This window comes from Streptomyces sp. NPDC029152 (assembly GCF_055564355.1).
The window spans coordinates 378,609-390,885 of the sequence record NZ_JBVHWR010000007.1; the positions used below are offsets into that span (position 1 = coordinate 378,609).

At 72.0% G+C, this 12,277-nt stretch carries 11 protein-coding genes; 4 read left to right on the forward strand and 7 right to left on the reverse strand.

Features of this window, described 5'->3' with window-relative positions; all coding sequences use genetic code 11:
* Nucleotides 1–11: 11 nt before the first annotated feature.
* Both ACZ4V6_RS17985 and ACZ4V6_RS17990 read right to left on the reverse strand, forming a co-directional pair.
* Nucleotides 12–1,019, reverse strand: coding sequence for a CopD family protein (locus ACZ4V6_RS17985; protein ID WP_467828160.1), 1,008 nt, complete (start codon nucleotides 1,017–1,019; stop codon nucleotides 12–14).
* A 259-nt stretch (nucleotides 1,020–1,278) separates the two neighbouring features.
* A complete protein-coding gene (locus ACZ4V6_RS17990) occupies nucleotides 1,279–2,796 on the reverse strand; it encodes a S8 family peptidase (protein WP_467828162.1) in 1,518 nt (505 codons plus the stop codon).
* A gap of 439 nt (nucleotides 2,797–3,235) precedes the next feature.
* On the opposite strand from ACZ4V6_RS17990, the gene ACZ4V6_RS17995 reads away from it, so the two are divergent.
* The 3 genes from ACZ4V6_RS17995 (at nucleotide 3,236) to moaA (ending at nucleotide 6,369) form a co-directional block, all read left to right on the forward strand.
* Entirely contained in the window at nucleotides 3,236–3,592 is a 357-nt protein-coding gene (locus tag ACZ4V6_RS17995) for a DUF485 domain-containing protein (protein ID WP_467828165.1), read from the forward strand.
* Complete coding sequence (locus ACZ4V6_RS18000) at nucleotides 3,589–5,223, forward strand: solute symporter family protein (RefSeq protein WP_467828167.1); 1,635 nt, start codon at nucleotides 3,589–3,591, stop codon at nucleotides 5,221–5,223. Before ACZ4V6_RS17995 ends, ACZ4V6_RS18000 begins: the two co-directional genes overlap by 4 nt.
* A 156-nt stretch (nucleotides 5,224–5,379) precedes the next feature.
* Complete coding sequence (gene moaA, locus ACZ4V6_RS18005) at nucleotides 5,380–6,369, forward strand: GTP 3',8-cyclase MoaA (RefSeq protein WP_467828169.1); 990 nt, start codon at nucleotides 5,380–5,382, stop codon at nucleotides 6,367–6,369.
* Between the two features lie 27 nt (nucleotides 6,370–6,396).
* Here the strand turns inward: moaA and ACZ4V6_RS18010 are convergent, their stop codons facing one another.
* Nucleotides 6,397–6,618: a hypothetical protein gene (locus tag ACZ4V6_RS18010; protein WP_467828172.1), complete on the reverse strand. Its 222-nt coding sequence runs from the start codon at nucleotides 6,616–6,618 to the stop codon at nucleotides 6,397–6,399.
* Between the two features lie 233 nt (nucleotides 6,619–6,851).
* Entirely contained in the window at nucleotides 6,852–7,250 is a 399-nt protein-coding gene (locus ACZ4V6_RS18015; RefSeq protein ID WP_467828174.1) for a DUF3099 domain-containing protein, read from the reverse strand.
* Between the two features lie 260 nt (nucleotides 7,251–7,510).
* Here ACZ4V6_RS18015 and ACZ4V6_RS18020 point away from each other — a divergent pair, with 260 nt between their 5' ends.
* Nucleotides 7,511–7,792 carry a GlsB/YeaQ/YmgE family stress response membrane protein gene (locus ACZ4V6_RS18020; RefSeq protein WP_467828260.1) on the forward strand — a complete coding sequence of 94 codons (282 nt, stop codon included), beginning with the start codon at nucleotides 7,511–7,513 and terminating at the stop codon, nucleotides 7,790–7,792.
* Between the two features lie 68 nt (nucleotides 7,793–7,860).
* On the opposite strand, the gene tyrS is transcribed toward ACZ4V6_RS18020, so the two are convergent.
* Genes tyrS through ACZ4V6_RS18035 form a run of 3 tightly spaced genes read right to left on the reverse strand, consistent with a single transcriptional unit; the run spans nucleotide 7,861 to nucleotide 12,087 of the window.
* Nucleotides 7,861–9,129, reverse strand: coding sequence for a tyrosine--tRNA ligase (gene tyrS / locus ACZ4V6_RS18025; protein WP_467828177.1), 1,269 nt, complete (start codon nucleotides 9,127–9,129; stop codon nucleotides 7,861–7,863).
* Between the two features lie 43 nt (nucleotides 9,130–9,172).
* A complete protein-coding gene (locus ACZ4V6_RS18030; protein ID WP_467828180.1) occupies nucleotides 9,173–10,567 on the reverse strand; it encodes a metallopeptidase TldD-related protein in 1,395 nt (464 codons plus the stop codon).
* Complete coding sequence (locus ACZ4V6_RS18035; protein WP_467828183.1) at nucleotides 10,564–12,087, reverse strand: TldD/PmbA family protein; 1,524 nt, start codon at nucleotides 12,085–12,087, stop codon at nucleotides 10,564–10,566. Before ACZ4V6_RS18035 ends, ACZ4V6_RS18030 begins: the two co-directional genes overlap by 4 nt.
* Nucleotides 12,088–12,277 lie beyond the last annotated feature (190 nt).

The following is a 12,277-nucleotide window of genomic DNA, read 5'->3' on the forward strand; positions in this document are numbered from 1 at the left end:
CGGGCCCGGTCTCACCAGCGGATCGGCACCGGGAGCGCCGTCAGGAGTCCCGACACCGCGACCACCACGCCGAGGACGACGACCTCCCCGCGCGCGGGGGAGCAGGCGGACAGCGGGTCGGCGGCGCGGCCCAGCCGGACCCGGGCCCACAGGGCGAGGGCGGCGACGGCCGCCACCAGGATCACCTTGGCGAGCAGCACCCTCCCGTACGCCGTGTCCGTCAACTGGTCCAGGATCGTGCCCGCCGGCATCCGGCGCAGCGAACTGCACACCCCCGTCGCCGTGAGGGCGGCGAGCAGAACGGCCGCCACGCGCGCGTAGAGGCCCAGCAGCGCCGCGCCCGCCGCGGCGCCCCGCCACACGCGAAGGACGCGCAGCGCGTACAGCAGACCGCCCGCCCACAGCGACGCGCACGTCAGATGGACCAGGGTCAGGCCGGAGCCGATCAGGGGGCTGTACTCGGTGGTGGGATGGGCGCGCAGGGCCTCCGCGACGACCACGGCGGCCAGCGGCCAGACCTGGGTGCCCGGCCGGCGCGAGACGGCGCACAGGCCCGCCACGAGGAACGCGTTGACCTCGAGGAGCGCGAGCTTGCCGTCGCGGGACTCGTAGAGGCCGCCGACGTCGATCTCGGCGATGCCGCCCGGCACCAGGTTGCCGGTGGCCACGACCGAGGCGAGCCCCAGCGCGGCGGCGAACGCGGCGGCGTTCGCCCAGGGGGACCAACTGCGGGGCCGGTCCGGGGGAACGCCGGGGAGGGACCGGGCCAGCCGGTTCACGAACAGCTCGCCGACCGGGACGCTCAGCGCCGCGAACAGCACCGTGCGCAACAGGGCGATGCCGCCGGTACCGGGCGCTTCGGCCTCTCCGGTGCCGTGCAGGGCGGGGGACGGGCCGAGCACGGGTATCAGCGCGGCCAGCGCCACCAGCACGAGAACGGCCGCGGCCCGGCCGGTGCCGGAGGGCCGCGCGTGCCGTCCGGTGGCGGTGGACCGGGACGAGGGTCTTATCGGGGTCACCCCGAGATCTTCACCAACTCCCCCAGAACCGGGCAAGTTCAGGAAAAGGAGCCGGGGAAGGGCCACCGCCGCGCCGAGGCGGGTCCGGGCGGGCCCCGCACGGGAGGGCGCCCCGGAAGGGCGCCCTCCCGCACGGTGGCCGTCACGCGCCGGAGGGGGACGGGACCACCGCCCGGCGGACCGGGCGGACTCGAAGCCGGTCGTGACCGCGCCGCGCGGCACCGACCGGACCGACGGGAACGCCGGTGCGGCGTCTCCCCTACCGGGTCACCGCGTCCAGCGCGTCGGCCATGCCCCGGCCGTAGAAGCCGTTGCGGTTCTTCGGCCCCTCGCACACCGCGTCCACCTTGCCGTCGCCGTCGATGTCGTACGGCTTCGTGCACGGCGTGGCGTCGGCCTGCGCGTACAGCAGCGCCTTGACCGCGGCCGGTGAGGCGTGCGGGTGCGTCGACTTGATCAGGGCGGCGACGCCCGCGACGTGCGGCGAGGCCATCGACGTACCGGCCATGTAGCCCCACTTGCCGCCCGGCAGCGTGCCCAGGATCAGGCCGCTGGTCGCCGGCGGCGCCGGCTTCTGGTAGGCGGTCGAGTCGCCGCCGGGCGCGGCGATGTCGATGACGCCCCGGCCGTAGTTGGAGAAGGACGACTTCAGGCCCTTCGCGCCGGTCGCCGCCACCGTGACGACACCCGGGAGCTGGGTCGGGATGTCGTAGCACTCGGACGGGTCGATCACCCGGTCACCGGGGGTGGTGTCGTTGGGGGAGGACGGGTCGAGGATCTCGTCGGAGGTGAGGTCGTAGTTCTCGTTGCCGGCCGCGGCGACGTTGACCGCGCCCTTCTTCTCCGCGTACCGCGAGGCCCGCGAGACGGCCTCGACGAGGGCCTTCTGGTCCGGGTCGTTCTTGCAGTTGAAGTACCACGGGTCGGTGTAATAGCTGTTGTTGGTCACGTCGACGCCGTGCTCGGCCGCCCACACGAAGCCGCAGACCACGGCCTCGGTGTAGAAGAAGCCGTCCGGGTTGGACACCTTGATGCCCGCGACCTTCACGCCCGGCGCCACACCGGTCATGCCGACGCCGTTCTTCGCGGCGGCGATCTCCCCGGCCACGTGCGTGCCGTGCGGGCTCTCCGCCGCGCCCGGCCGCCAGGCGCCGTCGGTGGTGTCCGGCTTGCCCGCCACGCAGTCGACCGACGCCCGCCGGTCGAAGTTCGGCGCGATGTCCGGGTGCGTGTCGTCGACGCCGGTGTCGATCACCGCGACGGTCACCCTGCTGCTGCCGAGCGACTTCTCGTGCGCCTTGTCCGCCTTGATGGCGGGCAGGTCCCACTGGAGGGACTCCAGCGGGTCCTGGCCCTCCGCGGCCTGGGCGGCGGCGGCCTCCTGCGCGCTGAGCACCTTCGGCGTGCCCACGTCGGTCGTCGCCGCCGAGGGCAGCGGCGCGGTGCGGGTGGCACCGGCCGACTGCACGCCGTGCACCCTGCGCACGGTCTTCGCGAAGTCCGGGTTCGCCGAGCGGACGACGACCACGCCGATCTGGTCGTACGACGTCACGATCGTGCCGCCGGCCTTGGCTATCGCCCGCTTCACCTGCGCCGAAGGGCCGTGTCCCGGCTGGACGTTGACGACGTAGCTGAGCGTGCCGGCGTCGGCGGCGGCGACCGGGGCGGCCTCGGCCGCGGAGGCCTGGACGCCCGGCAGGAAGGCGAGGGCCGTGGCCAGGGCCATGCCGGCCGGTACCGCGACGGCGCGGCGGCGACGGGAGTGAGGCGCTGTCATGTGCGAGGACTCCAGTTCGTGAGAGAGGAGGGGAGGGACGAGCGGAGCGGATCGCTTCACCGCGCGCAGCGCGTCCCCGACCCCGCGGCCACCGGCAGGGAGCCGAACGGCGCGGTCAGCGACAGCACGACCGGTACGGCGGGAGCGAGCCGCCGTCTGGAACGCAGATGAATCATGGGGTCTCCACCTCATCCGGAAACGAGACCGGCCCGAGACGCAGATGGTCCTCGGGCAGGTGCATGACGCAGTGGTGCAGGGCGAAGCTATCCCCGAAGTCACTGGCCAGCAATGTTTTCCCCCAAGCGACTTGGGAAAGTACCGCGCGTGTTGAACCGGGCCCGGCGGGGCGCCGTGTCGTTGGACAGGGAGCCCGAACGCGATCAGGGCCCCGCGAGACACCGAGGACCAAGCCGTCATGTCCGTCGTACGAGGAGACTCCGTGGCCACCGACGCACCGCCCCCCTCGAAAGAGGAACACCGACTCCCCTCCGCCGAGGAGTTCTCCGAGGTGCAGCAGAGCGCGGAGTTCGCCGAACTGCGCAGCACCTTCCGTTCCTTCGCCTTCCCGCTGACGATCGCCTTCGTCGCCTGGTACCTGCTCTACGTGCTGCTGTCGAACTACGCCGGCGGCTTCATGGGCACCAAGCTGTTCGGCAACATCAACGTCGCGTTCGTCTTCGGCATCGCCCAGTTCGTCACCACGTTCCTCATCGCCTGGTGGTACTCGCGGCACGCCGCCGCGAAGCTCGACCCCAAGGCCGAGGCCATCAAGTCCCGGATGGAGGGCGGCGCATGAGCCCCGCACAGACCGTTCTCGCCGCCGAGCTGGCCGCCAACGAGGCCAGCGAGCACCGGCCGCTGATCATCACGCTCTTCTCCGTCTTCGTCGTCGCGACGCTCTTCATCACCGTCTGGGCGGGCCGCCAGACCAAGGACGCCGCCGACTTCTACGCGGGCGGCCGCCAGTTCAGCGCCTTCCAGAACGGCCTCGCCGTCTCCGGCGACTACATGTCGGCCGCCTCCTTCCTCGGCATCGCCGGCGCCATCGCCCTCTTCGGCTACGACGGCTTCCTGTACTCCATCGGCTTCCTGGTCGCCTGGCTGGTCGCCCTGCTCCTGGTGGCCGAGCCGCTCAGGAACTCCGGCCGCTACACGATGGGCGACGTCCTCGCCTACCGCATGCGCCAGCGCCCCGTGCGCACCGCCGCCGGCACCTCCACGATCGTCGTGTCGATCTTCTACCTGCTGGCCCAGATGGCCGGCGCCGGCGTCCTCGTCTCGCTGCTGCTCGGCATCACCTCCGACGCGGGCAAGATCCTCATCGTCGCCCTCGTCGGCGTCCTGATGATCGTCTACGTCACCATCGGCGGCATGAAGGGCACCACCTGGGTCCAGATGGTCAAGGCCGTGCTGCTGATCGGCGGCACCCTCCTGATCACCTTCCTGGTGCTGCTGAAGTTCGACTTCAACATCTCCGACCTGCTCGGCAAGGCGGCCGAGAACAGCGGCAAGGGCTCCGCCTTCCTGGAGCCCGGCCTCCAGTACGGCGCCACCGGCACCTCCAAGCTGGACTTCATCTCGCTCGGCATCGCCCTGGTGCTCGGCACGGCCGGCCTGCCGCACATCCTGATCCGCTTCTACACCGTGCCCAACGCCAAGGCCGCCCGTAAGTCCGTGAACTGGGCGATCGGCATCATCGGCGCCTTCTACCTGATGACCATCGCGCTCGGCTTCGGCGCCGCCGCGCTCATCGGACAGGACGAGATCATCGCGTCCAACCCGTCCGGCAACACGGCCGCGCCCCTGCTCGCCCTGCACGTCGGCGGAGTGGACTCGGCCTGGGGCGCGATCCTGCTGGCCACGATCTCGGCGGTGGCCTTCGCGACGATCCTCGCCGTCGTCGCCGGCCTCACCCTCGCCTCGTCGTCGTCCTTCGCGCACGACATCTACGCCAACGTGATCCGCAAGGGGCAGGCGACCGAGAAGGAGGAGATGAGGGCGGCCCGCTGGGCGACCGTCTTCATCGGCATCGTCTCCATCGCGCTCGGCGCCCTCGCCCGCGACCTGAACGTGGCCGGCCTGGTCGCCCTGGCCTTCGCGGTCGCGGCCTCCGCCAACCTGCCGACCATCCTCTACAGCCTGTTCTGGAAGCGGTTCACCACCCAGGGCGCGCTCTGGTCGATCTACGGCGGCCTGGTCGTCGCCGTCGGCCTGGTGCTGTTCTCGCCCGTCGTCTCCGGCGACCCGAAGGCGATGTTCCCGGACGTCGACTTCGCCTGGTTCCCGCTGAAGAACCCGGGCATCATCTCCATCCCGTTCGGCTTCCTCATGGGCTGGCTCGGCACGGTCCTGTCCAAGGAGGAGCCCGACAAGGCGAAGTACGCGGAGCTCGAGGTCCGGTCCCTGACCGGCACCGGAGCCCACTGACACGATCCGGCCGCGGCCCCGTCGTAGATCCCTACGACGGGGCCGCGCCGTACGTCGTAGGGATCGGCCCGCTGTCGATGTCGGTCCCGTCACGTAGGCTCGCAGGTGTCGGAGGAGAGAAGCGCTCCGCCGATCCGCGTCGAGGAGGGGGCCCGCGTGCTCATCGACACCTACGGCCGAGTGGCCACCGACCTGAGGGTCTCGCTGACCGACCGCTGCAACCTGCGCTGCACGTACTGCATGCCGGAAGAGGGCCTGCAGTGGCTGGCCAAACCCGACCTGCTCACGGACGACGAGATCGTCCGCCTGATCGGCATCGCGGTCACCTCCCTCGGCATCGAGGAGGTCCGCTTCACCGGCGGGGAGCCGCTGCTGCGCCCCGGCCTGGTCGGCATCGTCGAACGCGTCGCCGCCCTCGCCCCGCGCCCCCAGATGTCCCTGACCACCAACGGCATCGGCCTCAGGCGCACCGCGGCGGCCCTGAAGGCGGCGGGCCTGGACCGGGTCAACGTCTCCCTGGACACCCTGCGCCCGGACGTCTTCAAGACCCTCACCCGCCGTGACCGCCACAAGGACGTCCTGGAAGGTCTGGCGGCCGCCCGCGAGGCCGGTCTGACCCCGGTGAAGGTCAACTCGGTCCTGATGCCGGGCCTCAACGCCGACGAGGCCCCGGACCTGCTGGCCTGGGCCGTCGAGCACGACTACGAGCTGCGCTTCATCGAACAGATGCCCCTGGACGCCCAGCACGGCTGGAAGCGCGAGGGCATGGTCACCGCCGGTGACATCCTCGCCTCCCTGCGCACCCGCTTCGAGCTGACCGCCGAGGGCGCCGAGAAGCGCGGCTCGGCCCCCGCCGAGCGCTGGCTCGTGGACGGCGGACCGCACCGCGTCGGCGTCATCGCCTCCGTCACCCGCCCGTTCTGCTCGGCCTGCGACCGCACCCGCCTGACCGCCGACGGCCAGGTGCGCACCTGTCTGTTCGCCACCGAGGAGACCGACCTGCGCGCCGCCCTGCGCTCCGGCGCCCCGGACGAGGAGATCGCCCGCATCTGGCGGCTCGCCATGTGGGGCAAGAAGGCGGGCGCGGGCCTGGACGACCCGACGTTCGTCCAGCCCGACCGGCCGATGTCCGCGATCGGAGGCTAGGACCGGGACGCAAGGGCGCCCGCGGCCTCAGGAGCCTTCGGTGGCCTGCCAGTCCTCGAACCGGGCGACGTCCTTCAGGAAGCCCCGCACCCCGAGGAACTGGGACAGGTGCTCCCGGTGCTCCTCGCAGGCGAGCCACGTCTTGCGGCGCTCCGGCGTGTGGACCTTCGGGTTGTTCCACGCCAGCACCCACACGGCGGCACCGCGGCAGCCCTTGGCGGAACAGATCGGGGTCGACTCGTCACTCACAGGTTCGTCTCACAACTCGCGGAAAAAGGCGACGCCGAGCAGCCACGGGGGGAGCTGCCCGGCGTCGGTCCGTCGCTCCGACGGGGGATGCGGAGCGCGTACGAAGTATGTCACGGGTCACCCGCCGCCCGGCACCGGAACAACATGATTGCTCTGAGCTTCTGTGGAGCCTTGGCGCGGAATCGACGCCCCTCCCGGCCGGCCCCGCGGTCACGCCGGCGGCGGCCCCGCGGTCACGACCGGCCGTGCGGCTCACCGGCCGCGCCCCGCGCGGCATCAGGCGCGACGTCTTCCGCAACCGATTCCGCCGAGCCGTCCTCCGCGCGCGGAGCAGTGATCATCGGCGGGTGCGGCACGGTCACGAACGTCGACGGCAGCGAGGGCGCGTTCTCCCGTCCGGCGTTCGCGATCACGACCGCGATGTACGGCAGGACCGCGCCGAGCACCAGCGCCACGATCGCGACGTGCCGTTCCACGTTCCACAGGCAGGCAGCGAGGATGACCGAAACCGTACGGATCGACATCGAGATGACGTAGCGGCGCTGCCGCCCGCGCACGTCCTCCTGGAGGCCCGTACGGGCCCCGGTGATCCGGAACACCTCGGTGTTCTGTCCGCCGCCCAGCTTCCGCATCACGTTCCACCAACCGCCCGCATCGGTCTTTCCCCGCCCCGCTTCCGTCCGCGGCCGCTCGGGGACCCCGGTCCCGGACGGACTCCACGTTACGCCGCGTCCGCGCCTCCGACGAGACCGGGTGGCCCCGGTCCGCGCGCCCGGCGTGCGCCGCGCCGCGTAGGCGGATCCCCTGTCCGGCCGTATCCGGCGTGCGCCGTTCGCGGTATGGCCGAAGACTGGCGGCAATGCTCACGTAGAGCCGTATGAGGGAGGCAGCCATGGGCTGGTTGTGGGCGATCATCGTCGGATTCGTGCTCGGTCTGATCGCCAAGGCGGTCATCCCGGGCAAGCAGCACAGCCCGCTGTGGCTGACCACCATCTTCGGCATGCTCGGCGCCCTCGCCGGCAACGCGATCGCGCGCGCGGTCGGGGTCGCGGCCACCCCCGGCATCGACTGGTGGCGGCACCTGTTCCAGCTGGTGGCCGCGATCATCATCGTCGCCGTCGGCGACGCCGCCTACATGGCGGTGCGGGGGAACAGGCGCAGGGGACGCGCCTGACGCGGTACGGCGAAGGGGCGGTCCACGGTCGCCGCGAGGCACCGGGAACCGCCCCCCCCGTACGCCTGTCAGGCGCCGGTGACCTCCACCGCGGCCAGGTTCTTCTTGCCGCGGCGCAGCACCAGCCAGCGCCCGTGCAGCAGGTCCTCCGCGGCGGGGACGGCGTCCTCGCCGGCGACCTTGACGTTGTTCACGTAGGCGCCGCCCTCCTTGACCGTGCGGCGCGCGGCGGACTTGCTCGCCACCAGGCCGACCTCGGCGAACAGGTCCACGACCGGGCCCAGCTCGGCGACCTTCACGTGCGGCACCTCGGAGAGCGCCGCGGCCAGCGTCCGGTCGTCCAGCCCGGCCAGGTCGCCCTGGCCGAAGAGGGCCTTGGACGCGTCGATCACGGCGGCCGTCTGGCCGGCGCCGTGCACCAGCGTCGTCAGCTCCTCGGCGAGCGCGCGCTGCGCGGCCCGGGCCTGCGGACGCTCCTCGGTCTGCCGCTCCAGTTCCTCGAGTTCCTCACGGGACTTGAAGGACAGGATGCGCAGGTAGCGCGAGATGTCCCGGTCGTCCACGTTCAGCCAGAACTGGTAGAACGCGTACGGCGTCGTCATCTCCGGGTCGAGCCAGACGGCGCCGCCCTCGGTCTTGCCGAACTTGGTGCCGTCCGCCTTGGTCATCAGCGGCGTCGCGTAGGCGTGGACGGTCGCCTCCGGCTCCAGGCGGTGCAGCAGGTCGAGGCCGGCCGTCAGGTTGCCCCACTGGTCGCTGCCGCCCTGCTGCATCGTGCAGCCGTAGCGCCGGTAGAGCTGGAGGAAGTCCATCGCCTGGAGGAGCTGGTAGCTGAACTCCGTGTAGCTGATGCCCTCGGAGGACTCCAGCCGTCGGGCGACGGAGTCCTTGGTGAGCATCTTGTTGACCCGGAAGTGCTTGCCGATGTCCCGCAGGAACTCGATCGCGGAGAGGTTCGCGGTCCAGTCGAGGTTGTTGACCATCACGGCCGCGTTCTCGCCCTCGAAGGACAGGAACGGCTCGATCTGGCCGCGCAGCCGCTCGACCCAGCCCGCGACGGTCTCCGGCGAGTTCAGCGTGCGCTCCGCGGTCGGACGCGGGTCGCCGATCTGGCCCGTGGCACCGCCGACCAGCGCCAGCGGCCGGTGACCGGCCTGCTGGAGCCGGCGCACGGTGAGCACCTGCACCAGGTGACCGACGTGCAGGGACGGCGCGGTCGGGTCGAAGCCGCAATAGAACGTGACGGGACCGTCCGCGAGCGCCTTGCGCAAAGCGTCCTCGTCGGTGGACTGGGCGAACAGCCCGCGCCACTTCAGCTCGTCGACGATGTCCGTCACGGTTCTCTTGTCTCCTCGGGTGGGCTCGGAATCAGGTACGAGGTTATACGCCCTGGCTGACGGAGCTCATATGGAAGTCGGGCACCCTCAGCGCGGGCATCGCGGCCCTGGTGAACCAGTCGCCCCACTCCCTGGGCAGCGTCTTCTCCGTGCGCCCGGCCTCCGTGGCCCGGCCCAGCAGGGAGACCGGCGACTCGTTGAAGCGGAAGTTGTTCACCTCGCCGACGACCTCGCCGTCCTCGACGAGGTAGACGCCGTCCCGGGTCAGGCCGGTCAGCAGCAGCGTCGCCGGGTCGACCTCGCGGATGTACCACAGGCAGGTCAGCAGCAGCCCCCGCCCGGTGCCGGCGACCATCTCCTCCAGGGAGCGGCCGGTGCCGCCCTCCAGGACGAGGTTGTCGATCGCCGGGGCCACCGGCAGCCCGGTCAGCGCGGCACCGTGCCGGGTGGTGGTCAGCCGGTTCAGCTCACCCGCGCGGATCCAGTCCGTCGCCGTCACCGGCAGTCCGTTGTCGAACACCGACTGGTCGCCGCCGGAGGAGTGCGCGATCACGAAGGGCGCGCTCTCCAGGCCGGGCTCGTGCGGGTCGCTGCGCAGGGTCAGCGGCAGCTCGCCGAGCCGGTCCCCGACGCGCGTGCCGCCGCCCGGCGCCGAGAACACGGTGCGCCCCTCGGCCGCGTCCCGTCCCGAGGCCGACCACAGCTGGTAGATCAGCAGGTCCGCGACCGCCGTCGGCGGCAGCAGCGTCTCGTACCGGCCGGCGGGCAGCTCCACCCGCCGCTCGGCCCAGCCGAGCCGTACGGCCAGTTCGGCGTCGAGCGCCGCCGGGTCGACGTCCTCGAAGTCCCGCGTGGAACGCCCCGTCCACGCCGACCGGGCGCGGTCCGGGGACTTGGCGTTCAGCTCCAGCGTCCCGGTGGGCTGGTCGTGCCGCAGCCGCAGACCCGTGGACGTGCCCAGGTACGTCGACGTCAGCTCGTGGCGGGCGAAGCCGTACAGCTCCCGCCCGCCCGCACGGGCGCGGGCGAACGCCTCGCCGAGGGCGGGCGCGAAGTCGGCGAAGACGGCCGACGACGTCTCGGCGGGCGCGTCGGTGAAGTCGGGCGAGGCCGGCACACCCGTGACCAGCGGCTGCGCGTCCTCGGCGGGTCCGGCGCCGCGCGCGGCGGCCTCCGCGGCGCGCACCAGCGGCTCCAGTTCGTCCGCGGTCACCGCCGAGCGCGACACGACCCCGGACGCCGTGCCCTGCTGCCCGTCGACGGTCGCGACGACGGTGAGGGTGCGTCCGCGCGTGACGCCGTTGGTGGTGAGCGCGTTGCCCGCCCAGCGCAGGTTGGCGGTGGACTCCTCGTCGGCGATGACCACGCAGCCGTCCGCCCGGGACAGCTCCAGCGCCCGCTCGACGATCTCGTGCGGCTTGTCCGTGCGCGCGCTCATCGGCCCGCCTCCTGCGTCGTGTTCAGAATGTTGACTCCCTTGAAGAGGGCCGACGGGCAGCCGTGGGAGACCGCCGCGACCTGGCCCGGCTGGGCCTTGCCGCAGTTGAAGGCGCCGCCCAGGACGTACGTCTGCGGACCGCCGACGGCCGCCATGGACCCCCAGAAGTCGGTGGTCGTCGCCTGGTAGGCCACGTCCCGCAGCTGACCGGCGAGCCGCCCGTTCTCGATGCGGAAGAACCGCTGGCCGGTGAACTGGAAGTTGTAGCGCTGCATGTCGATGGACCACGACCGGTCCCCGACGACGTAGATGCCCCGGTCCACGCCCCCGATCAGATCCTCCGTCGACAGCCCGCCCGGATCCGGCCGCAGCGACACGTTGGCCATCCGCTGCACCGGCACGTGGCCGGGGGAGTCGGCGTACGCGCACCCGTTGGACCGCTCGAACCCGGTGAGCCTCGCGATCCGCCGGTCGAGCTGGTAGCCGACCAGCGTGCCGTCCTTCACCAGGTCCCAGGACTGGCCCTCGACGCCCTCGTCGTCGTACCCGACCGTCGCCAGGCCGTGCTCGGCGGTGCGGTCGCCGGTGACGTTCATCAGCTCCGAGCCGTAGCGCAGCTTGCCGAGCTGGTCGAAGGTGGCGAAGGAGGTACCGGCGTAGGCGGCCTCGTACCCCAGGGCGCGGTCCAGCTCGGTGGCGTGCCCGATGGACTCGTGGATCGTCAGCCACAGGTTGGACGGGTCGACGACCAGGTCGTACAGGCCCGGATCCACGCTCGGCGCGCGCATCTTCTCGGCCAGCAGCCCGGGGATCTCGGCCAGCTCGGCGTCCCAGTCCCAGCCCGTGCCCGTCAGGTACTCCCAGCCGCGTCCGGCGGGCGGCGCGAGGGTGCGCATGGAGTCGAACTCGCCGCTGGAGTCGTCCACCGACACCGCCGTGAGCACCGGGTGCAGCCGCACGCGCTGCTGCGTGGTCACGGTCCCCGCGCTGTCGGCGTAGAACTTGTTCTCGTGGACGGTGAGCAGCGAGGCGTCGACGTGGTCGACCCCGTCGGCCGCCAGCAGCCGCGCGCTGAAGTCGGCCAGCAGGGCCGCCTTCTCCTCGCCGGGCACGGTGAAGGGATCGATCTCGTACGACGAGATCCACGTCCGGTCGGCGTGCACGGGCTCGTCGGCCAGCTCGACCCGCTCGTCGGACCCGGCGGCCCTGATGACCTGCGCGGAGAGCTTGGCCATCGCCACCGCCTGGGAGGCGACCTTGGCGGCGGCGTCGAGCGTGAGGTCCACACCGGACGCGAAACCCCACGTCCCGCCGTGCACCACGCGCACCGCGTACCCGAGGTCGGTGGTGTCCGACGACCCGGCGGGCCTGGCGTCCCGCAGGCGCCAGGAGGCGCTGCGCACCCGCTCCAGCCGGAAGTCCGCGTGCTCGGCGCCCAGTGACCGCGCGCGGGCGAGCGCGGCGTCGGCGAGGGCGCGCAGGGGGAGGGCCAGGAAGGCTTCGTCGATGCTATGAGGCACCTGTGTCTCTTTCTGTCGACGTGACCGGTCGTCCGCGGCGGCACCGGGGGCTGCGCCGCATCATGTCGCGTCGGCCGGTACGAGGACCACATCTTTCCGTCCGGAGCCGGTGCCTTTCTGTAGGGACCCGACAGCGAGCGCCGTGAGCCACTGTGGGTGCCCGATTCCTCGCGGGCGGGTGGGGACCGAT